Source organism: Streptomyces sp. NPDC126510, assembly GCF_040302345.1.
Taxonomy (GTDB): domain Bacteria; phylum Actinomycetota; class Actinomycetes; order Streptomycetales; family Streptomycetaceae; genus Streptomyces.
In genome coordinates this window covers 254,359-279,647 of sequence record NZ_JBEORR010000008.1, presented here as the reverse complement: position 1 = coordinate 279,647, position 25,289 = coordinate 254,359, and the positions used below count along the sequence as shown (strand labels likewise).

The window sequence follows — 25,289 nt, the reverse complement described above, 5'->3', positions numbered from 1 at the left end:
GAGGTCCTTGTCGGAAGACAGAAGTCCGTGTCCGTCCCTTTGGGGCGGCAGGAGGACGAGGAGGCGGCCGTCCCGGGTCGGGGAGGAGGGGCCGGCCGCCCCGCCGAGAGGTGTCGAAACGGTGGCAGCGGGGAGCCGGCGGCTCAGCCCCAGCAGTTCTCCAGGCCGTAGGCGGTGTCCTTCGAAGCGACCCCGTCCTGTGCCTTGTCGGTGATCAGGGTGACCCCGGTGTCGGTGTAACCCGACGCCTTCTTGCCGTCCTTGGCGTACGTCACGACGGCCTTGACGCCCTCGGCGGCCATCTTCAGCGGGTACTGCTGCGAGGTCGCGGCGATCTTGCCGTCCTTGACGGCCTTGGTGCCGGTACAGCCGCCGTCGACGGAGACGATCAGGACGTCCTTCTCCCGGCCCTTGGCCTTGAGCGCGGTGTACGCGCCCAGCGCGGCGGGCTCGTTGATGGTGTAGACGACGTTGATGCCGGGTTCCTTCTGGAGGCAGTTCTCCATCGCCGTCTGGCCCTTGGACTGGTCGCCGCCGGTGTCCTGAGCACAGGCGACGTCCTTGTCGGTGGCGCCGAAGCCCTTGAGGAAACCGTTGTGCCGCTGGACGCCGACGGACACACCCGGCGCGAGGTCCAGGGCGGCTATCTTCGCGGTCTTGCCCTTCATGGCGGCCTTGGCGTACTCGCCGATCAGCTCACCGGCCTTGAGGTTGTCGGTGGCGAAGAGGGCGTCGACCGCGCTCTGCGGCTCGGTCGGGGTGTCCAGGGCGATGACCAGGACGCCCTTGGCCTTGGCCTTCTCGATCGCGGGCACGATCGCCTTGGAGTCGCTCGGGGTGATCAGGATGCCCTTCACACCGGCGGCGACCATGTTCTCGATCGCGGTGACCTGCCCGGCGTTGTCGCCGTCGAACTTGCCGGCGGCGGTCATGAGCTTGACGCCTTCGGCCTTCGCGGACTTCTCCGCGCCCTCCTTCATCTTGACGAAGAACGGGTTGGTGTCCGTCTTGGTGATCAGGCCGACCTTGACCTCGCCCGAGCCGGTGCTCGCGCTGCCCGATCCCGATCCGGATCCACAGGCGGTCAGGGTGAGGGCCGCGATGCCCGTGCACGCGGCGGCTCTGAGCAGGGAGGAGGACAGACGAGAGGTGCGTGACATGAACGACTCCAGCGGGATGTCGGGCGGGTGGCCGGCAGGGGAGGCCTGCCGTCCCGCGATGTCAACGATGACCGATGTCATCGTTGACACTGCTTGGCGAGGATGATGGACTCCGCTCACCGGCAACGTCAATGCCTTGCACTCGTCACAAATCGGCAACGCCCCTCGGCGGCCGCCCGCCCCGCAGCCGCCCCTCGGCCTGCCCGGGTCATGCCCGTTTCCGCTCCGCGCGCCCCAGAGAAGAGCAGCCCATGAGCCCGCCCCAGATCACCGTCCTCGGCGAATGCGTCGCCGACGCGTTCACCGAACCCGCACCCGCCCGGGGCGAACTCGCCCTGCGCGTCCTGCCGGGCGGCGGGCCGGCCAACACGGCGGTGGCCCTGGCACGCCTGGGCACCCCGGCCCGCTTCCTCGCACGGCTGTCCGGCGACGTGTTCGGCCGCCTCTTCCGGGCCCACCTCGCGGCATCCGGCGTCGACCTCTCGCACGCCGTGGAGGCCGCCGAGCCCAGCACACTCGCCGTCGCCGAACTGGACGCCCAGGGCCAGGCCGCGTTCTCCTTCCACGCCCAGGCCACGGCCGACTGGCAGTGGACGACCGCGGAACTCGCCGGGGTGGACCTGGCCGGCACCGCCTGTGTGCACACCGGTTCGCTGGCCCTGGTCAGGGACCCCGGGGCGGCGGTGGTGGAGGACTTCCTGGCAGCGGCCGCCCCGCGGGCCACCATCAGCATCGACCCCAACGTCCGCCCGCTCCTGGTGCACCCCGAGGTCTACCGCGCCCGGCTGGCGCACTGGTGCGGCCTCGCCGACGTGCTGCGGCTGAGCGAGGACGACCTGGATCTCCTGCTGCCGGGAACACCGCCCGAGCAGGCGTGCGACACCTGGCATGCGGCGGGGACACGGCTCGTGGTGATCACGCGCGGCGCCGGCGGAGCACTGGCCTCACTCGACGGGGAACGCGTGCGGGTGCCCGCGGTGGCGACGGCGGTCGTCGACACGGTCGGTGCGGGGGACTCCTTCACGGCAGGCCTGCTGCACCACCTCGGCACCCAGGGACTCCTCGGCGGCAGGCTGACGGACCTGCGCCTCGCCGACGTCGAGGCCGCCTGCCTGTTCGCCGTGCAGGTGGCAGCCCTGACCTGCTCGGTCGCCGGCCCGAACCCGCCCTGGCGGGACCAGCTGGCGCAGCTCACGCCGGACGCGTCAGCGGTCCGGCACCTCGACTCCGCCCACTGACAAGGACAGCAACCATGACGAAGACCCTGCTCGCCGAGTTCACCGCCCGAGAGGGAGCGGAGGACGAGGTCGCCCGCCTGATCCAGGAGTACGCCCAGAAGGTACGCGAGGAGGAAGGCAACCTGGCCTTCGACGTCTACACCAAGGCCGCCAGCCCCCGCGCCTACTGGATCTTCGAGGTCTACCGCGACGAGGACGCCTTCCAGGCACACCTGAACGCCCCGTACGGCGCTCCCTTCAACGCCGTCCTCACTCCGCTGATCGAGGAGGACGCCTCCGTGCTGACGTTCCTCGATCCGCTGGCCACGCGTCCCTGAGGGGCGTGGGCCGAGGCCCGCTCGCCGGAGGCTTCGGGCACGGCCTCGTGCCGAAAACTCCTGTGCGTCGCCTCGCGCACCTCTGCGATCATCCCCGAATGGCGCACAGTTTCGAATCGCTGGTCATCCGGCACACCCATCGCCTGCCCTCCCCCAAGGGATCCGCGGGGGACGGAGCCACCGCCGCCCGGCAGTTCGACGCGGCGCTGACCTCCGTGGGCTTCAAGCTCTCCGCCGAGCTGCTGGAGCGGCTTTCCGGGCTGTCCGAGGCCGCGGTCGTGCACACCGCCCGGCGAACGCTGGCCACGGTGAGCGAGATGGTGGGCGACCACGTCCGGCACAACTCCTACTTCATCGACTTCCCGGCGAACGTGCCGGACACCGAAGAGTTCTGGATGCGGTGCGTGGCGAAGGCGCTCGCTGACGACACGTCGCGCGAGAGCGTGCTGGCGCAGCTGGCGCACGGGGTCGTGAACCTGCTCAGCCTCCCCGCGTACGGCCGCTACCAGCACACCTACGAGGAGATGCTCGCGGCACAGGACGAGCTGATCGCCTCGGCGGGCGACCGGGTGACCGTCCTGCACCTCGGGCGGGACCTGGACGACGAACTCACCGATCTCTACCTGGCCCTGGCGGGCAGCACGACGCCCCTGGGCGAGGACCACCTGCGCGACCTCAAGACCCTCGCCGAGCGGTGCGCGCCCGGCCCCCAGCCGGAGTGGATCCCCGTCCGGGAGAACCGGGCGGTCGTCAACGAGGCCCGCCTCGGCGTCGGCGCCGGCCTCCTGCTGGACACCGTCACCGATGTGCTGCGGCTGGCCTGCGCCCTGTCGGGGGGCGATGTCACGCTCCAGGAGCCGACCCGGTTCCGGAGGCTGTCGCGGCCGGTCCGCCGGGGGCTGCTCGCGGGCCTCGACGCGGTGGTGGCGGCGAACCCGGCGAAGCTCGCCGACGTGCACGCGCACCGGGAGCCCTTCAAGCGCCTCGGTGAGCGTCTCCATCCGCACGAGTACCCGCGCTGGCCGCACGCCGCCGACGTGTTCGCCGTGGCGCGGGGCGAGAAGGAGGCACGGTCCTTCGACGGCCGCGTCGAGAAGCTGCTCGACGAGTTCGACGTCACCGGTGCGGTGAAGCTGCTGAAGTCCGCTCCCGGCAAGCTGTTCCGCGCACTGGACCTCCTGCTGCGCATCGCCGCCGACCAGGAGGAGCGGGACGCGGTGGTGGCCGCCGCGGTGGAGGTCGCCCCCGAGGTCTCCGGCCGGGTCGTCCTCTCGGTCCGTGAGCACTTCCACAACCGGCAGCGGGAGACCGGCGAACCCCGCATCTTCGTCAACCGCCGGGGCCGCGCCTGGGTGGCCCCCGACGACCGGCCCCCGGTACCGGCCGCCGACCGCGACCGGCTGATCGCCGCCCTCGACGCCGAGATGCGCCGCCGGCTCCCGGCGCCGGGCCGGCTGCTGCTCGACCCCGAGATCCTCGACGTGGCGCTCCCGCTCAGCGGCAGGGCGACCGCGAACGGGTTCGGCGTACTCCCGCGGGGTTCGGTCTCGCGGGTCGACGGCGAGCTGCTGCGCTTCTTCGTGTACTGGAAGCAGACCGAGCTCCGCACCGACTACGACCTGTCGGCCCTGCTTCTGCGCGGCGACTACAGCACCGACTCCTGGCTCTCCTACACGGCCCTCACAGCCGTAGGGGGCAAGCACTCGGGCGATGTCACCGAGGCGCCCGACGGAGCCTCGGAGTTCATCGATCTGTCCCTGGACCGGGTACGCGGCACGTACATCGTTCCGCAGGTCAACATCTTCGCGGGCGAAGGCTTCGAGGACGTCGAGGAGTCGTTCTTCGGGTTCATGCTGCGCGAAGGTGAGCAGAAGGGCCGTCCGTTCGAGCCGCGCACGGTGCGGATGAAGTCGGAGCTGCGCGGGGTCGGCCGGGTGGCACTGCCGCTGGTCTTCCGGCGCGGGGACGACGGCACGTGGCGGGCGAAGTGGCTGCACCTGTATCTGAAGGGCATCTCGGAGGCGAACCGGGTCGAGGAGAACCAGGTGTCGGTGTCCAAGGTGGTGCGTGCCCTCGTGGAGCGCGAGCAGCTGACGACGAGGTACCTGGTCGACCTGATGTCCCGCGACACCACGGCCATGGACCTGTGGGACGGCGGGTCGGTCCCGGAGGAGCCCGTGACGTACATCGGTCTCGAACGTCCCGAGGGGCTGCACCCGGACTCCCGGATCATCACCCTCGAAAATCTGCGCGACCTGGTCCCGGCCTGAGTGCTAGCGTTGCCGACGGCGAGGCCATGAAGGGGCTTCCTTCTCATTCACTCCAAATGACTCAAGTTCCTTCGCTCTCCTCGCCCTCGACTCCGACGGAGAGGCGCCCACACGGCGCCTCTCCGTTGTCGTATGCGCCGACAGCCCGGGGGGCTCGTCACCGCCGGACGGACTTCAGCTACCACGCCCGCAGCTCGTCGAGGGTGGCGGTGCCTCCTTCGGCGAAGACCTCGACGCCGGTGCTGGACGGGTCGGGGAAGATCTGGTCGGTGATCACGGCCTCGCCGCTGCCGCCGAAGACCTCCACGGACGACCAGTCGACGAGGATCCGCAGCTTGACCTTGCCCTTCTCGGCCTTCAGGGGAGCGGTCTGGATGCCGGGGAACGTGCTGTTGAAGTCCCCGGCGCCGGAGCGGGTGCGGTCGACGTACAGCTCCTGTGTCGTGGTGTCGTAGCCGATGACGGTCTCCTCACCGCCCGCCCCGGTGCGCACCTTCAGGCCGAAGCGGTCCGCGTCCTTGAGGGAGAAGGTCGCCTCGATGTCGAGCGCCTTGCCCTTGGCCCCGAAGCCGGTCAGGGACTTCGAGGTGTCCTCGACCACGACACCGGACGCCGTCGCCGGGACCTTCGGGCGGAGCGACGCCAGGCTGCCCACCGGCTTGCTGGTCAGCCGGATCCGGCCGTCGATCGTGCGCAGGGCCATCTCCCGGGGGATGCTCTGCGCGCCGCGCCAGGGGGTGGTCGGGACGGACTGGCCGTAGTCCCAGTTGTTCATCCAGCCGATCATGTAGCGCTTGCCGCCCGGCGCGTCCTCCCAGGACACGGCCGCGTAGTAGTCCTTGCCGTAGTCGGCCCAGTCGGCGCGCTGCACGACGGACTTGGCGGGCTGGTCGGCGGCGGTGAACCGGTCGGCCAGGACGTGGCCCCAGCCGCCGGTGTTCATGTCGCGGATCTGGATCTGCGCCTGCTTGCCGGCGAACGGGCGCATGTCGAAGGACGCCCAGTCCAGGGCCTCGCTGTCGGTGCCGGTCGCGCTGCGGACGACCTTGCCGTCGACGATCAGGTTGACCGACGTCTCCTGGGAGGCGCGCGGGGCCGGAGTGTCGGACATGACGATGTGATCGACGTTGAGGTGGCCCCAGCCACCGGTGTTGTCGTCGACGATCCGGATCCGCGCCTTCTTGCCGGCGAGGTCGCCGACGTCCCACGAGGCCCAGTTGAGCGCTTCGGCGTCCCTCCCGGTGGCGCTGCGGACGACCTGGCCGTCCACGAGGAGCTCGATCGCGGTGGGACGGTCGGAGCCGACCGGGTGGTTGCCGCCGCCGACGAGGAAGTCGATGTACTTCCTGTCGACGGTGAACTCGGGCGAGGTGAGGGTGCCGGTGGTGGAGTCGCCGTCGCGGAAGGTGTTGACCAGGCCGCTGCCCAGGTATCCGGAGACCTGTTGCTGGCCGGGGAGGGTGCCGGTGGCCGGTGCGGCGCCGAAGGCGTCCCCGGTCGCCGTCCAGCCGCCGTACGTTCCGCCCTCGAAGTCGGCGAGGACCGTGCCCTCGGGCGGAGTGCTGTCCAGGACGGTACCGGCCTCGTGCGGATGCCGCCCGCCACCGATCTTGAAGTTCAGATAGGGGCTGTTCACGGTGAAGGGGGGAGAGGTGAGGAGGCCGGTCGCGCCGTCACCGCCGTGGAAGCTGTTGGCGAGACCCTTGCCGTCGAAGCCCGACACGGTTCCCTGACCGTCCACCGCACCCGCTGCCGGCCCTTGCCCGAACGCGTTCCCGGTCGCCGTCCAGTCACCGAAGCCGGCGCCTTCGAAGTCCTGCACGACGTCGCCGGCGGGCGGTGTGTAGGTGCCCTTGTCGTCCGAGGTGAACGTCTTGCCGTCGAAGTCCCCGACGAAGTACTGGGCGGCCGAACCGCCCGCGATGCCACCGGGGTTGATGTTGACCACCAGGACCCACTTGATTCTCTTCTTGTCCCCGTCGACCGCGAGGGGGAACAGGTCCGGGCACTCCCACACGCCACCGGCCGCGCCGGCCGGCCCGAACTCGCTCTGCAGCTCCCAGTCCTTGAGGTTCTTCGACGAGTAGAACAGCACCTTGTGCTCGGCGGACAGCGACACCGTCATCAGCCAGCTCTTGGTCGGCGCGTACCACTGCACCTTGGGGTCGCGGAAGTCCTTGGAGCCGATGTCGATGACGGGATTGCCCTGGTACTTGGTCCAGGTGCGGCCCCGGTCGGTGCTGTAGGCCAGCGACTGGGCCTGCTTGCCGCCGTCTCTGTAGGCGCTGGTGTAGATCGCCACCATGGGCGGATTCTTCTTCGTACCGAACCCGGTGGTGTTGTCCCGGTCGACGACCGCGCTGCCGGAGAACACCATCTCCTCGTCGTCGTGCGACAGGGCGAGCGGCAACTCCTCCCAGTGCACCAGGTCCTTGCTCACCGCGTGCCCCCAGGACATGTCGCCCCAGGAGTTGCCGTTCGGGTTGTACTGGTAGAAGAGGTGGTATTCGCCCTGGTAGTACACGAGGCCGTTGGGGTCGTTCATCCAGTTCTTCTCCGGGGTGAAGTGGAACTGGGGCCGGTAGGTCTCGGTGTACGCCGGGGCGTCGGCTGCGACGGCCCCGGGGGCGAGCGGGGCTGCCGACAGGGCGCAGACGGTCACCACCGTCGCCATCCGTATGCGGGCATGCCGGGATACGCGTACACGGCTCATCGTGTCTCCTTGTCCCACGGCCGTCCACGCAGCGGCGACCGAGGCCCCCTGCGCGCCGGACCGAGAAGTGCACCCCGGGCCGACGGTGGCTCACCTGCCATCGACCGAGGGTGTCATCGTTGACATGTGTCATCGATGACAGCGGCTGCCCGATTATGAGACCCAGCCAGGTGGCCGCGTCAACGGTGGCGGTGCGAAATTGTTTCGGTGGGGGACCTGCGATCGGTCGGGCGCCCACCGCACACCGCCCACCGTCGGCCGCCGACCGGACGAGCGGGAGACGGCGCGCGCGGTCATCAGCGCACGGACCACGGGGCGCATCGCCGACACGTAGTCTGTATACACAAGGGTGTACGCAAGGATGGACAGGGAGTCTCATGGCCCGGACGACTGGCAAGAGCGAGGCGGTCTACGGGCGCCTGAAGGGTGACATCGAGTCACTGCGGTTGCGGCCGGGGGCCAGGCTGAGCGAGGTCCAGCTGGGCGAGGAGCTGGGGGCCTCACGGACGCCGGTGCGGGAGGCGATCCGGCGGCTGGCCCGGGAAGGGCTCGTCGACTTCGTACCGGGGGAGGTGGCCCGGGTGGCCGCCATCTCCCTGGGCGGTGTGCGCGCCCTGTTCGAGTTCCGGATGCTGCTGGAGCCCCGGGCGGCCGCCTCGGTCGCCACCGCGGGCTCGGCCGACGAGCGGGTGCCGGCACCGTTCCGTGAACTGCTGGAGCGGCTGGAGGCGTTCGACGAGTCCTTCCGCGCGCTTGACCCCGCCGCACAGGCGGGCTCCTACCAGGAGTTCTACGACATCACCGAGGCGTTCGACCAGGCGGTCATCGCGGCCTGCCGCAACCCCTACCTCGCCCGCACGATCCGCGACCTGCGCAGTCAGACCGTACGCCTGCGCCACCTCTCGCACAGCGGACCGCGCCGCATGCTGACCTCGCTGGAGGAGCACCGCGCGATGCTGAAGGCGGTCACGCACGGGGACGCCCAGGCGGCGGAGGCGGCCTGCCGGCACCACCTCGCGCAGACCCTGACGGCGCTCATCGACAGTCTGACCAGCCAGGATCTGGCACTCGCCGCGGACGTGTCGCTGGACGTCGCGGGCTGAGACACCCCTTCACCGCCGAGGAAGGCACCGGGCCACCCGCGCCTTCCGGCCTGTGCTTCTTCATGGGAAGTCCTGTATACAGGAGTGGATACAACAACGTACCGACGCGAGAGGCCGCCTCATGCCGCACACCGTCGGCGCCGCCGACCTGCTGGGCTACGCCGCCGCCACAGTCGAGGCACACGGCGTCCCGCCCGCGGACGCACGTCTGCTCGCGGACACGCTGGTGACCGCGGAGCTGTGGGGGCACGCGTCCCACGGCATGCTGCGCCTGCCCTGGTACCTCGACCGCCTCGCGAGCGGGGCCACCACGGCCGTCGCGGCCCCGGAGGTCGTCAGCGACAACGGCGCCGTCATCGTGGTCGACGGCCATGACGGTCTCGGTCAGGTGCTCACCGACCGCGCGGTGGCCCTGGGCGTGGAGCGCGCCCGTCGGCACGGCATCAGCGCGGTCGCCGTGCGCAACTCCGGCCACTTCGGGACCGCGGCGTACTTCACGCGCAGGGCCGCCGAGCAGGGCTGCGTGGCGCTGCTGGCCACCAACGCCAGCCCGGCCATGGCCCCTTGGGGCGGCAAGGAGAAGCGAGTCGGCACCAATCCGTGGTCCATCGCCGCCCCCGGCGGCCGCTACGGCACGGTCGTGATGGACATCGCGAACACCGCCGTGGCGCGCGGCAAGATCTACCACGCCGGGAAACGCGGTGCGCCGATCCCCGAAGGCTGGGCGGCCGACACCGAGGGCGTGCCGACGACCGATCCGCGGCGGGCGATCGAGGGCCTGATCCTGCCGATGGCCGGCCACAAGGGGTATGCCATCTCCTTCATGTTCGACGTGCTGGCGGGCGTGCTGACCGGCAGCGCCTTCGGCTCGGCGGTCGTGGGCCCCTACCGGTCCACCGGCCGCAGCGGCGTCGGCCATCTGCTGCTGTGCGTCGACATCCGGTCGATGGCCGACCCGGTCGAGTTCGCGCAGCGGATGGAAGCCCTGATCGAGGAGACCAAGGCCACCCCCGCCGCGCCCGGCACCGACGAGATCTTCGTCCCCGGTGAGCCGGAGATCCGCACCGCCGAGCGGCTGCGCACCGAGGGCATCACGCTCGCCGACGACACCTGGGCCGCCCTCGCACGGATCGCCGACGCCGCCGCCGTACCCCTGCCCCGTTCCGTCACTTCCCAGGAGCTGCCCGCATGATCGCCCTGACCGTGTCCCTCCGCGTCGTGCCCGGCTGCCGTGCGGACTTCCTCGAGGCCATCGAGGAGAACGCCGAGCGTTCCTTCACCGACGAGCCCGGCTGCCGTTACTTCGACGTCGTCTGCGACCTGGCCGACGACCACCACTTCGTCTTCCACGAGATCTACGACGACGAGGCCGCCGTCGAAGCCCACCGCGCCGCACCCCACTTCCGGGTCTGGCGCGCGGCCGCGGCGAAGTACGTCGTCCCCGGCAGCCAGGTCAACACGCTCTCCCGTCGCCTGTTCCACCACTCCTGACCTCTCGATCGGAGCCGTCGCATGTGCACCGAGCCCGTCGCACCGAGCCTGCTCATCCACCCCGACAAGGTCGAACGCTTCGACCGCGGCGGCGGTGTGGCCACCCTCCCCTACGTCGGCAAGTGGAACTCGGAGAAGTCCGTCGTCACGACCGGCCAGACCGTCTTCCGGCCCGGCACCGGCCTGCCCCTGCACAGCCACAACGTCGAGGAGTCCGTGCTGATCCTCGAAGGCGAGGCGACCGCGGAGATCGACGGCGAGTTCTTCGACCTGGAGCCCGGCCAGGCCACCTGGGTGCCGGCCGGGACACCGCACCGCTTCCTCAACCGCGGCGAGGGCGTCATGCGGATCTACTGGGTCTACGGCGGCCGGGACGTCACCCGCACCATCACCGTCACCGGCGAGACCTTCGAGCACCTCTCGGAGCACGACAGGGGAGGGGCACCCACCGCATGAGCGGCATCCTGCAGACCGTCGACCCGTCCACCGGTGAGCCGACCGCCCGGTACGAAGGATGGGACGCGGACCGTATCGAGACCGCTGTGGCACGGGCCCACGCCGCGAGCCGTGCCTGGGCCCTGGTGCCGGTCACCGAGCGGGCCGCGCGTGCCCGCCGCCTGGCTCGGACCCTGCGCGAGCACAAGGCCCCTCTCGCTTCCCTGGCCGTCGCCGAGATGGGCAAGCCGGTCGGCGAGGCCGAGGGCGAGGTGGAGAAGTCAGCGGTCACGGCCGAGTACTACGCCCGGCAGGGCCCCGGCATCCTCGCCGACGAGCGCGTCGAGATCGACGGGGCCGGCGGGGCTGGCGGGGCCGGCGGGGCCGGCGGGACACAAGCCTGGGTGGCCTACGAGCCCGCCGGACTCGTCCTGGCCGTGATGCCGTGGAACTTCCCCGTCTGGCAGGTCATGCGCTTCGCCATCCCCTCCCTGGTGGCCGGCAACGGCGTCCTGCTCAAGCACGCCTCCAACGTCACCGGCAGCGCGCTCGCCCTCCAGGACCTCTTCGTGCAAGCCGGTTTCCCCGAGCACCTGGTGACCGCGCTGGTGATCGCCGACAGCGACGTGCCCGAGGTGACGGCGCGGCTCATCGAGGACGACCGCGTCGCGGCCGTCACCCTCACCGGAAGCAACCGGGCGGGCTCGGCCGTCGGTTCGGCGGCCGGGCGCGCGGCGAAGAAGGCCGTGCTGGAACTGGGCGGCTCGGACGCCTTCGTGGTCCTGGACGACGCCGACATCGGCGTGGCCGCGGCGGCCGCGGTGAAGGCGCGCTTCACCAACTCCGGGCAGAGCTGCGTCTGCGCGAAGCGGTTCATCGTCGCCGCCCCCGTGGCGGATGAGTTCACCGCCGCGTTCGTGGCCGGTGTCGAATCCCTGCGCGTCGGCGACCCGCGCGAACGGCAGACGCAGGTCGGCCCGCTCGCCCGGGACGACCTGCGGGCGGCGATCCAGCGGCAGGTCGAGGAGTCCGTAGCCGCCGGAGCCCGGCTCCTGACCGGCGGCAAGCCCCTGCCCGGCGACGGCTTCTTCTACCGGCCCACCGTCCTGGGCGACACCGGCCCGGGAATGCCCGCCTTCGACGAGGAGACCTTCGGCCCGCTCGCCGCCATCGCCGTCGCCCGGGACGACGAGGACGCCGTACGGCTCGCGAACGCCACGCCGTACGGGCTCGGCCTGAGCATCTGGACGGCCGACACGGGCCGTGGGGTCGCCCTGGCCCGCCGTGTCACCAGCGGAGCGGCCTTCGTCAACGCGATCGTCGCCTCCGACCCCCGCCTGCCCTTCGGCGGCACCAAGCGCAGCGGCCACGGCCGCGAACTCGCCGCCGCCGGCATCCGCGAGTTCACCAACACCCGCACCTACTGGGTCACCGCCTGACCGGATCACGCCCTGCCGCAACACCGCACGGGACCCGGCTCGGACAAGCGTGCCAAGGGTGAAAAGTCACATGTGGCAGTGCCTGCGAAGACGTGAACTGCCACCCTCGAAAACGGTGTTGGAGGGCCCCAGCCGGGCCTTCGACCACCTCGGGGAGACGTCACGGCCTATGCGGGGGGCGAATGTGACACAGCGGCAGACGGTCGGAACACCCACCTCATCCGGTCCGGGCGGCGAGGAGCGGCGCAGCTCTCCGCGTCACGTCGCGTGCGTCATGGACGGCAACGGGCGGTGGGCCGCGCAGCGGGCACTGCCGCGGACATCGGGCCACCGTGCCGCGGAGGCGGCGGTGATCGACGTCATCGAGGCGGCCCGTTCGGCCGGTGTCGGCTGGCTGAGCCTGTACGCGTTCTCCACCGAGAACTGGCGCCGCCCGAGCGCCGAGGTCGACTTCCTCATGCACCTGGTGCGCCGCGTGGTGCGCAAACACGCCCCGCTGCTGCTCGCCCGCGGTATCCGCTGCCGCTTCCTCGGCGTGACCGATCCGCGGGTCCCCCCGGCACTGGCCCGGGACTTCGCCGACCTGATGACCCTGACCGGCGACAACCGCGGCATGACGCTGACGGTCGCCTTCGATCACGGTGGGCGCAGGGACATCGTGGAGGCCGCACGGTCACTGATCCGCGCCGGCGTGCCGGCCGAGGCGGTGGACGAGGAGAGTTTCGCCGCACATCTGCCCTTCCCCGACACCCCCGACGTCGATCTGGTCATCCGGACGTCAGGGGAGCAGCGCATCTCCAACTTCATGCTCTGGCAGGTCGCCTACGCCGAGTGGGTGTTCCCGCCGGTGCTGTGGCCCGACTTCCGCGCGCCGCACTTCCTGGAGTGCCTGGACACCTACCGGCAACGTGAGCGCCGCTTCGGTGGCGTGGTGCCGCATCAGAACGGAGAACCCCGACCATGAGCCACGCGGACAGCGACGCCCCCGGCAGCACCGGTGCCGACCGGACCGAAAGCGACGCCGGCTTACCGCAGCCGGACACCGAAGGCGGGACAGCACCGGTGTTCGGGCCCGGCTCGCAGTTCCACGCGTTCTTCAACGACCCCCGCTGGGCACTGGCCATGATCCGGGCGACCGTCCTGGAGGCGGCCCACCCGCAGATCGGGGGCGCCCTGATCGACAACTCCACGTTCGTCGCCCATCCCTGGCGGCGGCTGCGCAACACCCTCATGAGTCTGCAGCGCATGTTCGGCGCCGACGACCACGTCAGGCAACGGGAGGCGGCCCGGCTCAACCGCCTGCACGCACGGCTGAACGGCACCGACCCGCGAGGCCGCCCCTACGACGCGATGGACCCCGACGTGCGGGCCTGGGTGGTCGCGACGATATTCGAGAGCGCCGTCACCATGTGCCGGCTCAGCGGCCAGCCCCTCGACCAGCAGGCCATGGAGCGGCTGTATGCGGAGTTCCGGGCATTCCTCGCGGCCATGGGCGACGAGGCCGGTCACCTGCCGCCCTCCTTGCACGCGTTCTGGAGTTACTACGACCGGGTGGTGGAGGAGGAGCTGGAGAACACGGAGGCGATGCGCATCATCCTCTACAAGCTCTTCGACCACCTCCCGGCCCCGCCGCTGCTGAACGGCCTGCCCACCCTGTGGGCCGCCGGCCGCACCGTCGCCGGTCCCCTCATCGGGACCATCACCGTGGCGTCCCTGCCCGAGCCGTTCCGCCGACGGGCAGGGCTGCCGGAACTGCCCGGCGCACAGACCCTGATGCAAGGCGCCTACCTGGCCGCCGGCCTGGCCCGCCTCCTGCCGGACGGCTGGCTCCAGGCCGGCACCATCACCGACCTGCTGTCCCTCTCCCTCGACAGCGACGACCCGCGAGCACGCACGATCACCGCCCTGCGCGACAGGATGAACCGGGCCGCGGCCCTCATCAGGCTCGTCTCCCCGCTGCTCCCCGAACCGGAGCCCGCCCCGCAGGACACGACCCGCCGCAGCGCCGAGACGTTCTTCGCCGAGGTGCTGGACCAGACCGGCAACGGCTACCTGGACTGGCCCGACCTCGCCGCCATGGCGCGCGAACTGTCCAGCCGCCTCGACTTGGACGAACCCGAGGAGACCCGGCTCTACAACGCCTTCGCCGACTGGTGGCGCGAACTGCAGACCGCCCTCGACACCGACGGCGACGGCCGCGTCAGCGCCCAGGAGTACGCCGTGGCCGTTCCCTCCCTGGCCGGACCCGCACTGATCAGAGTCGCCGAAGTCCTCTTCGACGCCACCGACAAGGACGGCAACCAGACCATCGACGCGGACGAACACCGCGCCCTGTTCCGCACCGCCTTCCGACGCGACACAGCCGGCACGGCGGACACCGGGACGCAGTACACACGCAGCGCGTTCATCAAGGACTTCCTGTCCTTCATGTCCGGCCGCCGGCGCACCACCCCCTACGACCCGCTCCTCGCCCAGGCCTGACCGCCGGCCGGCGTCCGCCGCGGGGACCTGCCCGCGGCCGTGTCCACCGGCGGGCGCAGCCAAGCGGTCGGCCGGTTCCGGTGCGCTGTCCGGTCGGCCGGCCGGAGGGGCGGATCAGCGCAGCCCCGCGAAGAGATCGTTCTCCGGCACGGCCGCACCGGTGGCGTCCTTGACCCGCACGAAGGTCTCCACGCCCATCAACTCGCCGAACCTCTCCTTGCCCATCTTGAGGAAGAAGATGTTCTCGCCCTGACTGGCGTGCGCGGCCAGCGCGTCGAACTTCTGGCCGCTGAACTCGGTGGTGTCCACCCACGTGGTGATCTCATCGTCGGGGAGGCCGATCTCGGCCATCGCGGCGGCCTCGGCAGGATCCGGCTCCGGCATGTCCGGATGGAACTCGCGCATGATCTCGCCGAACCGCCGCATCATCGAGCGGGGCATCGTGGTCCAGTACACCTTCGGTGTCCGCGCGGTCATCTCCAGCGCCGCCATGGTGATGCGGTGGGCCTGGATGTGGTCGGGATGGCCGTAGAAGCCGTTCTCGTCATAGGTGACGACCACATCAGGCTGGTACTGCCGCATGAGTTCCGCGAGCCGGGCAGCGCCTTCCTCGACGGGGGTCCGCCAGAAGGAACCGGGGGCGTCGTTGCTCGGCCAGCCCATCATCCCGGAGTCGGCGTAATCCAGCGTCTCCAGATCGCCGATCCCCAGCACGGCACAGCTCGCCTCGAGTTCTCGACGGCGCATCAAGGCGACCGCGGCCGGATCGTGCGCCGGATCGCCGGGTTTGACACCCCCCGGTCCGTCACCGCAACCGCCGTCGGTACACGTCACGAGAACCGTGCGGATGCCCTCCGCCGCGTACCGCGCCAGGACCCCTCCGGTTCCCGTGGCCTCGTCGTCGGGGTGGGCGTGTACGGCCATGAGCGTCAAGGGCCGGTCAGTCATGCGGCAGTCCTCCTGCAGAGATACGTCTTGGTCCGAGTGCGTGGCGGGCCCGAGGGTCCCGCGATCGATGCAACCGTGCCGGCCGGGCCGGCTGTTCCCGGGCTCCTCGCGTACGAGCGGCACCGCATCCCGATGGCCACCGCATACGGCCTCTCAGCAGGCGCGCACCCGGGGGTCGAGCGCGCCACCGAAGCGGTCTCCGCCGGCTACGGCGCCTTCCACGCCTTCGGGAGGCGCGGCACGTGGTCCACCCACGCCATGTCGGCCGTCGCGATGAGCGACCCGCCCGCCACCGTCGCGGGGGTCACACCGGTGAACGCCACGACATCCCGGTGCAGATGCGACTGGTCCGCGTAGCCGCAGTCGGCCGCGACCCTGGCCGCCTCCTGGCCCACGGCGAGACGGGTGGCGGCCCGGTCGAAGCGGACGAGCTTCACGGCGCGCTTGGGCGGCAGGCCGAGCTGCGCGTGGAAGCGGGACCACAGGCGCTTGCGGCTCCAGCCCAGCTCGTCGGCCAGCCCCTCGACCCGCACCTGGCCGTGCCCGGCGACGATACGGTCCCAGGCCCAAGCCAGCTCCGGCTCGATGGCGGGCCCCGCGGAGGGCAGCGGGGCGAGGAACGCTTCGACGAGCGCGAAGCGTTCCTCCCAGGAGGCCGCCTCGGCCAGCTGCTCGCGCAGCCGGCCTGCCCGCCGCTCTCCCCACAGGTCGTCCACGGTCACCACGGAGCCCTCGAGCTCAGCAGGACTCACGCTCAACACGGCGCCCGCGATGGCGGGGGACAGGCGCACCTGCATCCACTCGACGTTCGCGGCCCGCACTCGTGCCGTACCGCCGACACCGAAGCCGAGCCCGGTGACCAGGCTGCCGCGGTGCTGCCGCCCCGTCGACTCGTCGATGCCGAGCGCCGCCTCGCCGCAGGCCAGCGCCAGCGTCAGCACGGGGTGCGGGTCGAGCCGGTGATCGACCGGAGCCGGGCCGCGGTCGCGCAGCCCCGCCAGGACGACGCCGGGTACGCGGCCGGGCCGGGCCGGACGCGTGACCTGCCACACGGGGTCAACAACACGCTGTCGCACGGCAGTTGGCATGCCCCCATGCTACGGGGCCCGCCCGGACGGAACATTTCTCCAATCCGGGGTACCGCAGCCGCGGCGAAGGTGAGCGCATGACTTCCACCGGAACCACCGCGCCGCCGCCACCGGGCGTGGCCCGTCTGTTGCGCCCGTACGCGGGCGGCTTCGCCGTCGTCGTGGCCCTGCAGGTCATCGGCGCTGTCGCCGGCCTGGCGCCCCTGCTCGCGGTCGTCGAGCTCGGCCGTACGCTGCTGTCGCCGGGGCCGGCCGACGACGGGCACGTGCGCAACGTGGTGATCGCGGGCGCGGCAGGGCTGCTGGTACGGCTGCTGTTCACGGCCGCCTCGTCCGGCGTCGGGCACCTCCTCGACACCCGGGTGCAGCTGTCGCTGCGCCGGCAACTCGCCGAGCGGCTCGGGCGGGTGCCGATCGGCCGGCTGGCGCGGCGGCGCAGCGGGGAGCTGGCGAAGCTGGTGGGCGAGGACGTCAGCGCCGTGCACCCGCTCATCGCCCACACGCCGGGCGAGCTGGTCTCCGCCTTCGTGGTGCCGCTGGTCTCGCTCGGCTACCTCCTCACCGTGGACTGGCGGCTGACCCTGATCACGCTGATCCCCGTGCTGCTGGCGGTCGCGCTGGTGCCGCTGATGATGACCCCCACGCGGCTGCGCGAGCAGAAGGAGTTCGACGCCGCGATGGGGCGGATCTCGGCGTCGGTGGTCGAGTTCGTGCAGGGCATCGCGGTGGTGAAGGCGTTCGGCGGATCGGAGCGGGCGCACGGCAAGTACCGTGCCGCGGTGGGCGAGTTCACCCGGAGCTTCTACCGGATGGTGCGCGGTCTTTCCGGGGTCGCCGCCGGGATGCAGGTCGCGCTGTCGCCGCCGTTCGTACTGCTGGCGGTGCTGGTCGGCGGCGCGTACCGGATCACCGGGGGCGGACTCGCCCCGGCGGACCTGCTGCCCTTCCTGCTCCTCGGCCTCGGGTTGACCGCGCCCGTGGCCGCGCTCGGGCACGGCTTCGACGACCTGCAGGCCGCGCGGCGCGCCGTCGGCCGCGTCCGGGACGTACTCGCCGAGCCGTCGCTGCCCGAGCCCGTACGACCGACGGCGCCCGAGGGACACCGGGTGGAGCTGCGGGACGTCCGCTTCGGGTACGAGGGCGCCGCGGCCGGGCGTGAGGTGCTGCGGGGTATCGACCTGGTGCTGGAGCCGGGGACGATCACGGCCGTGGTCGGGCCGTCCGGCAGCGGCAAGTCCACGCTGGTGCGATTGCTGACGCGGTTCTACGACCCGACGCACGGCTCCGTGCTCCTCGGCGGAGTCGACCTGCGGGAAGTGGGCAGTCAGGAGCTGTACCGGCGGGTGTCCTTCGTCTTCCAGGACGTCCGGCTGCTGCGCGCCTCGGTCGCGGACAACATCGCCCTCGCCGTCCCGCACGCCGACCGCGACGCCGTCGTCCGCGCCGCCCGCCGGGCGAGCATCCACGATCGCGTCCTCGAACTGCCCCGCGGCTACGACTCGGTGATCGGCGAGGACGCCCGCCTCTCCGGCGGCGAGGCGCAGCGCGTCTCGATCGCCCGCGCCCTGCTCGCAGAAGCCCCCGTCCTGGTCCTCGACGAGGCCACCGCCTTCGCCGACCCGCTGACCGAGCAGGCGGTGCGTGAAGCGCTGGCGCAGACCCGGCAGCAGCGGACGACGCTGGTGATCGCCCACCGCCTGGAGACGGTCGCCGACGCCGACACTGTCGTGATGCTGCGCGACGGCGAGATCGTGGAGCAGGGGACGACCACGGAGCTCCTCGCGCGCAACGGCGCGTTCGCCGAGTTCTGGAAGATCCACGCCGACGCTGTGGCAGCCGGTGCCATGGAGGGGGGAGAGGCCCGATGATCAGCACCTTGCTGCGGGTTCTCGGCCACGAGTACGCCCGGCCGGTGCGCCGCACCGTCGCCCTGATGACGGCGACCGCACTCGCCGAGGGGCTGTCGTACGCCCTGTTGGTGCCCGTGCTGCGCGCGCTCCTCGGCAGCACACCCGAGGACGCCCGGCCCTGGCTGGCCGGCTTCGGCGCGGCGGTCGCGGTCTACGCGGTGCTGCGGTACGTCAGCGACCGCTCCGGTTTCCGCGTGGGCACGACGATGCTGAACGGCATGTACGAGCGCCTCGGTGAACACCTCGCCCGGTTGCCCATCGGCTGGTACCAGCCCGGCCGCACCGGCGAGGTGTCCGTCCTCGCGAGTCAGGGCGTGTTGCAGGCGATGAGTGTGATCGCGCACCTGCTGGCTCCGTTCATCTCCGCCTGTGTGACGCCGCTGACGATCGTCGCCGTGATGCTCGCCTTCAACTGGCAACTGGGACTCGCCGGCCTGGCCGCCGTGCCCTTGGTGGCCGCGGTCCAACTCCACACGGCCCGCGCGACGACAGCGGCCGACACCGAGCGCGTGGAACGCGAGCGCGCGGCCACCGGCCGCGTCATCGAGTACCTCCAGGCCCAGCCGGTGCTGCGCGCAGGCGGCCGCACCGGCGAGCGATTCGGTCTGCTGGACGACTCCCTGAAGGCACTGCGCCGCGCCTCGCGTCGCTCCACCCTTTCGGCGCTGCCGGGTGTGCTGGGTCTCGCGGTCACCGTGCAGGCGGTGTTCACCGCGCTGCTCGCCCTCGGTGCGTACCTCGCCCTCGGCGGGGACACCGGCGCGGCCGAGGTTCTCGCACTCCTGGTGCTCGCCGCCCGCTGCGCCGACCCGCTGCTGTCCCTCGCCGAGATGAGCGGCGGCATCCGCGCCGCCCGCGCCGAACTCACCCGCCTCGACGACGTCCTCACCACCGAGCCGCTGCCGGAGCCCCGCGCCCCGCGCGAACCGTCCTGCCACGACATCGAGTTCGACGCGGTCACCTTCCGGCACGGAGACCGCGCGGTCGCCGACGGGGTGACGCTGTCCGTACCCGAGGGCGGGCGGCTCGCCGTCGTCGGGCCCTCGGGCGCGGGCAAGACGACGCTGCTGCAGCTGCTCGCCCGCTTCTACGACGTCGACGCGGGCGCGGTGCGGATCGGCGGCGTGGACGTACGGGAGATGGACACCGCGGCGCTGATGGCGCGGATCGCCATCGTCTTCCAGGATGTTTACCTTTTCGACGGCACGATCGAGGAGAACGTGCGCCTCGGCCGCCCCGACGCCACCGACGCCGAGGTGCGGGCCGCGGCCGCCGCGGCCCGTCTCGACGAGGTGATCGAGCGGCTGCCCGGCGGCTGGTCGGCGGACGTGGGGGAGGGCGGGGCGCTGCTGTCGGGCGGCGAGCGGCAGCGCGTCTCCATCGCCCGCGCGCTGCTGAAGGACGCGCCGATCGTGCTGCTCGACGAGGTCACCTCGGCCCTGGACCCGGTGAACGAGGCTGCCGTGCACGCCGGCATCGAGGAGTTGATGGCGGGCCGGACCGTGGTACTGGTGGCGCACCGCATGGCGACCGTGCGCCGGGCCGACCGCGTCGCGTTCCTGGACGCCGGGCGGGTGGTCGAACAGGGCAGCCACGAGGAGTTGCTGCGATGCGCCGGCCGGTACGCCGCGTACTGGGACCTGTCCCTGGCCGGGGCGGCGGGGCGGGACCGAGACGGCCGTGCCCCGGTCGTCGCCCCGACCGCGCGGGGCCTCGGTGGGAAAGCCAGGCGGTCGAGATAGCCTCCCGCGATGACCTCGGCACGCGGAGGACTTCGACCGGCACGTCGGCTTCACCTACACCGTCCTGTCGGTCCCGTGGGATGAAGTCATCGGCTGTGTCTACGTGTACGGCTCACGTCAGGAGCCTGGTGTGACGGACGTCCGCTCCTGGGTCCGGGCGGACCGTGCTGCGCTCGACACCGAGGTCTGTCGCAGGTGTGCTTGAGGGCCGAGTTCCACCGTGCCTGTTTCGCTTTACGCGGCCGTCGTCCTGACAATCGCCATGGACCTCCGCCGGGGTGGGAGCCGGTCCGGCATCCCGCCCCTGACCGGAACGGCCTCTCAGGCCAGGACCGCCGGATTCGCGCAATGGGCGAGGCTGCCGTCCGCCAGGAATCTGGCGACTTCCGAGGCGACGATGGAGGCGGCGTTGAGAGCGGTCTGCTTGCTGGCGCCGGCCAGATGCGGCGTCATGACGATGTTGGGGGTGCTCAGCAGGCGTGAGTCCGCGGGAACCGGCTCGTGGGGGAAGACGTCGAAGGCGGCGCCGAACAGCCTTTCCTCGTTCAGGGCGTCACACACCGCGTCGTAGTCCAGGAGCGATCCGCGGGCACAGTTGACCAGTACGCTCCCCGGTGGCATGAGGTCGATCATCGCGCGGGACAGCAGGCCCTCGGTCTGAGCGGTGGCGCGGGCGTGGACGGTGACGAACGTCGAGCGCCGCATGAGGTCGGCCAGATCGGTGACCTCGCCGAGTGCCACGTCGTCCGCGCCGACCCATGGATCGGCGACGAGCACCCGCGCGCCGAATCCGCTGACGATCCTGGCCACGCGGGACCCGATCGCGCCGTACCCGACGATTCCGACGGTGCTGCCCTCGAGTTCCGGGCCGACCCTGTCGAACATGTAGTAGTCACCCCGCCAGGTGCCGACGGCGAGATCCGCGTGGGTGGCGGGGACGCGCCGTGCCGCGGCCAGCATCAGCGCGACGGTGTGCTCGGCGGTGGCGGTGGCGTTGCGTCCGGGGGCGAAGGAGACCGCGACGCCGTGCCGGGTGGCGGCCTCGAGGTTGGCGTTCACCGGGCCGCCCCGGCTGACGCAGAACAGGCGCAGATCGGGGCTGGCCTTCAGGATCCTCTCGGTGAGGGGAGCCATCTGGGTGACACAGATCTCCACTCCGTCGAGGGCCTCGATCAGCTGGTCCTCGGTGCCGGAGGCCTCGCGTACCTCGGCCACCTCGCCGAAGGGCTCGACCGGCCAGGGCAGGGTCAGTTCCCGGAAGGCCGCGGTGGGAGCCACCGGGCGGAGGCTGTCGATGAACAGGGAGTTGAGGACGAAGTGGTCACCGGCGGTGAGAATGGTGGTCACCTGAGGGCTCCTTGGGCCACGGGACGGTTCAGCGTGAGCAGCGAGGGCACGCCGTCCCGCAGGATGAGTTCGTTGAGCGCGCAGTTGTCCAGGACCGGGAAGACACGGCGGTAGTCGCTCATGCGCAGGCCGAGCAGCCGGCACAGGGCGAGCCGGATCGCCGTGGAGTGGCCCACGACGAGGACGCGGCCCTCCTGGTGCTGTTCCTGGAGGTCGGTGAGGAACTCCAGGTAGCGGTCGCCCGCCGCCCGTGGGTCCTCGCCGCCGGGAAAGTGATGGGCGACCGGGTCGGCCTGGAACGCGGCGAGGGCGTCCGGAAAGCGCTGCCCGATCTCCGCGCGCGTGAGCCCCTCCGCGACGCCGAAGTCGAGTTCGCGCAACCTCGGATCCACACCCAGCGGCACCCCGGCGCGCGCGGCGCTCGCCTGTGCGGTCTGCTGCGAGCGGGTCAGTGAGGATGCCCAGACGGCGGTCAGACCGGCTTGCTCCGCCCAGTCCGCGAGCGCACGGGCCTGCTCGTGGCCGCGCTCGGTCAACGCGACGTCGCTGCCGCCCGCATAGCGGTTCTCGGCGTGCCAGACGGTTTCCCCGTGCCGGACGAAGATGACGTGGAGGCTCATGAGGCCGTCCTTTCTCGCGCGTGGGCCGCGACGGGGTGGGGGAGCCAGCCGCGTCGGGCGAGCAGCTCGGTCAGCCGCAGATAGCCGTCCTGGTGCTGATCCGCGACGGAGTCCCGTGGTTCGATCGTCCGGTCGAGGCGCACCATCGTGGCGGCGGCGCGGTCCAGGGACCCGTGGGTCGACGCGGCCAGCACCGCCATGCCGAGTGCCGGTTGGGCATGGCGGGGCAGCGTCACGGGGCGCCTCAGCACATCGGCGCGCAACTGGTTCCACACGGGGTTGCGTGTCGCCCCGCCGGTGAGGACGACCGCGCCGTCGGTCGGGGCGCCGAGCATGTCCAGGTAGTCGAAGCAGAGGCGTTCGATGTACGCGGTGCCCTGCAACAGCGCCGCGAAGGACTCCGCCTCGCCCACGGGCTCGCGGCTGGCGAAGCCGCGGGCGTCCGGTGCGACGAAGGGGAATCGCTCGCCCGGGGAGACCAGCGGATAGCGCAGCAGATCGGTGGGGAGCAGGGCCGCGGCCTCGCGGGTGAGACGGCTCAGGTCGGCCGCCGCGAACTCGCGTGCGACGAGTCCCGCTCCCACGCTGGAGGCTCCGCCGGGCAGCCAACGGCCGGTGGGCGACCGGTGGGAGTAGACCACTCCGTGCGGGTCGTGGACGAGTTCCTCGGTGACACCCTTCAGCACCAGAGTGGTGCCCAGCACCGAGTTCCAGCTGCCGAGGGCGGTCGCACCGGAACCCAGCTGGGCCGCGCAGCCGTCGGTCATCCCGGCGATGACGGCCGTGCCTTCGGGCAGTCCGGTCTCGTCGGCGGCTTGGGCACAGACCCGGCCGATGACCGTGCCGGGCAGCACCAGGTCCGGCAGCACCGCGCGCGGGACACCCAGGGCGGCGAGGACCTCCTCGGGCCAGGTCACGTCCGCCGCGTCGGCGCCGGTCTTGAGAGCGTTGCTGGTGTCGGTGGGTGTCTCGTGACCCACGAGCCGGCGGTTGACCACGTCGTTCTGATGGGCCAGCCGCCAGCCGTCCTCTGCGGCCCGGGGAAACCTGGTGAGCAGCCAGCGGAGCTTCGGCAGCCCCCAGGAGCGCTGCATCCTGCGGTAACCGGCCTTCGCCCACTGGTCGGTACCGGCGGCGTTGACCTGTTCCGTCTCCGCCGAGGCACGGCCGTCGTCGTACATCAGAGCCGGTGTCACACAGGCGCCGCTCCGGTCCAGCAAGGTGATGGTGCCGGAGGTGGCGTCGACGGCCACGCCCCGCACCCCGCGCAGCTCGGCACCCGCGGCGCGCGCCTGTCCGATCGCCGCGCACACCGCCCGCCACCATTCCTCGGGATCCTGCTCGTGCCGGTCACCGTCGCGGTGACTGGTCAGCGGAGACGATCCCTCTCCGAGCAACCGGCCGCCGGACGTGACCACGACCACGCGGACACCCTGGGTTCCCAGGTCGACGCCGAGCCAGGCGTCCTCCGCCGGGCCGGTCATGAGGGGGCTCCGCCGCCGGGACGGAGGCGTTCGTGGTCGAGCGCCCAAACGGGCTCGGACCGTTCCCGCAGCCGCAGGAAATCGGCGTACCGGCCGGTGAATTCGGCACTTCTCGCCGCGTCGGGCTCGTACGCGACGGCGTACGCGAGGTGCCGGGCGGCGGCGGTCGGGAAGTCCGCCTCCCGGCCGGTGGCCACCAGGCCGGTCAGCCAGGCCCCGCGGGCACCGACCTCGGCGTCGAGCGGAACCGTCACCGCGAGACCGGTCATGTCGGCGATCAGCTGCGGCCAGAAGTCGCTGCGCGCACCCCCACCGCACAGCGCCAGCCGCTCCGGTGTGCCCGTGGCGGCGGCCAGGCAGTCGCGGATGGTCATGGTGACGCCCTCCACGAGCGCGCGGGCGACGTCCTCCCGGCCGGCGTCCAGGGAGAGACCGGACAGGGAGCCGCGCGCGGTGGGATCGAAGAACGGGGCGCGTTCCCCGGCGGGGGACAGGTAGGGAACGAACCGCACCCCGGCCGTGTCCCGCCCGCCCTGTGCGGCCAGAGCCATGAGATCCGCGGCGGAGGCCACTCCGAGCAGCCGGGCACCCCAGTCCAGGACGTCACAACCGCTCATGGTCGGGAAGGCACGCAGGTAGCGGCCCGGTACGCCCAGCGTGACGGTGATGCCCACCGGGTCGTCGGTGACCACCGTGTCGGTGACGGCCTCCGCGGCCAGGGTGGTGCCGAGGATGCAGCACGCCTGCCCCACGTCCACCACGCCCGCCCCGATGGCGGTGGCGCAGATGTCGTACGGCGCCATCACCACCGGGACACCGGCGGGCAGACCGGTCTCGGCGGCCGCCGCCCCGCTGAGCGCGGTGACGCGGTGTTCGTCGTCACGCAGCGGGGGAAGCAACCGCCGGGCCCATTCCAGACCGTAGAGCTCGAACAGCCGGTCGGACCAGGCACGCCGCCTGATGTCCATGAACGGTGCCGAGGCGTCCGACTCGTCGACGGCGGGTTCTCCCGTAAGCCTCAGATACAGCCAGCCGCCGCAGGTCAGCAGATGTTCCGAACGTGCCACCCGGTCGGGGTCGTGTTCGCCGAGCCAGGAGAGTACGGCGTTGGGCATGCCGGTGGACACCCGGGAACCGGTGATGCGGAAGGCTTCCTCCACCACCCCGTCCCGTTCCCACGCGGTGACCCGGGCCGCCGCCCGGCCGTCGTTCCACAGCACCGCGGGTCCGGTGGGCCGGCCACGGCCGTCGACCAGCCAGGCGCCGTCGCCCTGCGCGGTGAGGGCGACCATGCCCGGTGGCTCCGGAAGAGCCGTGAGGACCTCCCGGACGGCGGTGCACACCGCGGCCCACACCTCGGACATGTCCTGCTCGGACCAGCCAGGGCGGGGCCGGCTGACCTGGGTGGGCTGGCGGCTCACCGCCAGTTCCGTCCCGTCGTCGGCGTATCCCACCGCCTTGATGGTGGTGGTGCCGGCGTCGATTGCGATCGCGGTCATGTGC

Annotated in this window: 20 protein-coding genes; 12 read left to right on the top strand and 8 right to left on the bottom strand. The window is 71.7% G+C overall.

The window, feature by feature from the left end; all coding sequences use genetic code 11:
* Window positions 1–143: 143 nt before the first annotated feature.
* Entirely contained in the window at window positions 144–1,160 is a 1,017-nt protein-coding gene (locus ABTX60_RS13820) for a sugar ABC transporter substrate-binding protein (RefSeq protein WP_352097327.1), read from the bottom strand.
* Between the two features lie 251 nt (window positions 1,161–1,411).
* On the opposite strand from ABTX60_RS13820, the gene ABTX60_RS13815 reads away from it, so the two are divergent.
* From ABTX60_RS13815 to ABTX60_RS13805, 3 genes are all read left to right on the top strand, one after another.
* The gene (locus ABTX60_RS13815; RefSeq protein WP_352097268.1) at window positions 1,412–2,398 is read left to right on the top strand and encodes a carbohydrate kinase family protein; all 987 of its coding nucleotides are present in this window, start codon (window positions 1,412–1,414) and stop codon (window positions 2,396–2,398) included.
* A 14-nt stretch (window positions 2,399–2,412) separates the two neighbouring features.
* On the top strand, window positions 2,413–2,715 hold the full coding sequence (locus ABTX60_RS13810) for a putative quinol monooxygenase (protein ID WP_352097267.1): 303 nt from the start codon (window positions 2,413–2,415) through the stop codon (window positions 2,713–2,715).
* Between the two features lie 98 nt (window positions 2,716–2,813).
* Window positions 2,814–4,985: a TerD family protein gene (locus ABTX60_RS13805; protein WP_352097266.1), complete on the top strand. Its 2,172-nt coding sequence runs from the start codon at window positions 2,814–2,816 to the stop codon at window positions 4,983–4,985.
* Window positions 4,986–5,163: 178 nt separating this feature from the next.
* Here ABTX60_RS13805 and ABTX60_RS13800 read toward each other — a convergent pair whose 3' ends face one another.
* Window positions 5,164–7,698, bottom strand: a complete 2,535-nt coding sequence (locus ABTX60_RS13800) for a GH32 C-terminal domain-containing protein (RefSeq protein WP_352097265.1) — start codon at window positions 7,696–7,698, stop codon at window positions 5,164–5,166.
* A gap of 377 nt (window positions 7,699–8,075) precedes the next feature.
* Between ABTX60_RS13800 and ABTX60_RS13795 the strand changes: the two genes are divergently transcribed.
* The 7 genes from ABTX60_RS13795 (at window position 8,076) to ABTX60_RS13765 (ending at window position 14,647) form a co-directional block, all read left to right on the top strand.
* Entirely contained in the window at window positions 8,076–8,801 is a 726-nt protein-coding gene (locus ABTX60_RS13795) for a GntR family transcriptional regulator (RefSeq protein ID WP_352097264.1), read from the top strand.
* Window positions 8,802–8,922: 121 nt separating this feature from the next.
* A complete protein-coding gene (locus ABTX60_RS13790; RefSeq protein ID WP_352097263.1) occupies window positions 8,923–9,993 on the top strand; it encodes an Ldh family oxidoreductase in 1,071 nt (356 codons plus the stop codon).
* A complete protein-coding gene (locus tag ABTX60_RS13785; protein WP_352097262.1) occupies window positions 9,990–10,292 on the top strand; it encodes a putative quinol monooxygenase in 303 nt (100 codons plus the stop codon). Before ABTX60_RS13790 ends, ABTX60_RS13785 begins: the two co-directional genes overlap by 4 nt.
* 21 nt (window positions 10,293–10,313) lie before the next feature.
* Complete coding sequence (locus ABTX60_RS13780; RefSeq protein WP_352097261.1) at window positions 10,314–10,748, top strand: cupin domain-containing protein; 435 nt, start codon at window positions 10,314–10,316, stop codon at window positions 10,746–10,748.
* Window positions 10,745–12,166 (top strand): aldehyde dehydrogenase family protein, encoded by a 1,422-nt coding sequence (locus ABTX60_RS13775; protein WP_352097260.1) that lies wholly within the window; start codon window positions 10,745–10,747, stop codon window positions 12,164–12,166. Before ABTX60_RS13780 ends, ABTX60_RS13775 begins: the two co-directional genes overlap by 4 nt.
* Window positions 12,167–12,350: 184 nt before the next feature.
* Window positions 12,351–13,130: a polyprenyl diphosphate synthase gene (gene uppS, locus ABTX60_RS13770; protein ID WP_352097259.1), complete on the top strand. Its 780-nt coding sequence runs from the start codon at window positions 12,351–12,353 to the stop codon at window positions 13,128–13,130.
* The gene (locus ABTX60_RS13765) at window positions 13,127–14,647 is read left to right on the top strand and encodes an oxygenase MpaB family protein (protein ID WP_352097258.1); all 1,521 of its coding nucleotides are present in this window, start codon (window positions 13,127–13,129) and stop codon (window positions 14,645–14,647) included. The genes uppS and ABTX60_RS13765 overlap by 4 nt, the downstream gene beginning before the upstream one ends.
* A gap of 114 nt (window positions 14,648–14,761) precedes the next feature.
* On the opposite strand, the gene ABTX60_RS13760 is transcribed toward ABTX60_RS13765, so the two are convergent.
* Both ABTX60_RS13760 and ABTX60_RS13755 read right to left on the bottom strand, forming a co-directional pair.
* Window positions 14,762–15,595, bottom strand: a complete 834-nt coding sequence (locus tag ABTX60_RS13760) for a PIG-L family deacetylase (RefSeq protein ID WP_352097257.1) — start codon at window positions 15,593–15,595, stop codon at window positions 14,762–14,764.
* A 206-nt stretch (window positions 15,596–15,801) separates the two neighbouring features.
* Window positions 15,802–16,683 (bottom strand): helix-turn-helix domain-containing protein, encoded by an 882-nt coding sequence (locus ABTX60_RS13755; RefSeq protein ID WP_352097256.1) that lies wholly within the window; start codon window positions 16,681–16,683, stop codon window positions 15,802–15,804.
* Between the two features lie 77 nt (window positions 16,684–16,760).
* Here ABTX60_RS13755 and ABTX60_RS13750 point away from each other — a divergent pair, with 77 nt between their 5' ends.
* Both ABTX60_RS13750 and ABTX60_RS13745 read left to right on the top strand, forming a co-directional pair.
* Window positions 16,761–18,551, top strand: a complete 1,791-nt coding sequence (locus ABTX60_RS13750; protein ID WP_352097255.1) for an ABC transporter ATP-binding protein — start codon at window positions 16,761–16,763, stop codon at window positions 18,549–18,551.
* Entirely contained in the window at window positions 18,548–20,335 is a 1,788-nt protein-coding gene (locus ABTX60_RS13745; RefSeq protein WP_352097254.1) for an ABC transporter ATP-binding protein, read from the top strand. The genes ABTX60_RS13750 and ABTX60_RS13745 overlap by 4 nt, the downstream gene beginning before the upstream one ends.
* A 321-nt stretch (window positions 20,336–20,656) precedes the next feature.
* On the opposite strand, the gene ABTX60_RS13740 is transcribed toward ABTX60_RS13745, so the two are convergent.
* The 4 genes from ABTX60_RS13740 to ABTX60_RS13725 are packed head-to-tail and all read right to left on the bottom strand — an operon-like array spanning window position 20,657 to window position 25,285.
* Window positions 20,657–21,682, bottom strand: coding sequence for a 2-hydroxyacid dehydrogenase (locus ABTX60_RS13740; protein ID WP_352097253.1), 1,026 nt, complete (start codon window positions 21,680–21,682; stop codon window positions 20,657–20,659).
* Complete coding sequence (locus ABTX60_RS13735) at window positions 21,679–22,302, bottom strand: histidine phosphatase family protein (protein ID WP_352097252.1); 624 nt, start codon at window positions 22,300–22,302, stop codon at window positions 21,679–21,681. The genes ABTX60_RS13740 and ABTX60_RS13735 overlap by 4 nt, the downstream gene beginning before the upstream one ends.
* Entirely contained in the window at window positions 22,299–23,786 is a 1,488-nt protein-coding gene (locus ABTX60_RS13730; RefSeq protein ID WP_352097251.1) for an FGGY-family carbohydrate kinase, read from the bottom strand. Before ABTX60_RS13730 ends, ABTX60_RS13735 begins: the two co-directional genes overlap by 4 nt.
* Complete coding sequence (locus ABTX60_RS13725; protein ID WP_352097250.1) at window positions 23,783–25,285, bottom strand: FGGY family carbohydrate kinase; 1,503 nt, start codon at window positions 25,283–25,285, stop codon at window positions 23,783–23,785. Before ABTX60_RS13725 ends, ABTX60_RS13730 begins: the two co-directional genes overlap by 4 nt.
* Window positions 25,286–25,289 lie beyond the last annotated feature (4 nt).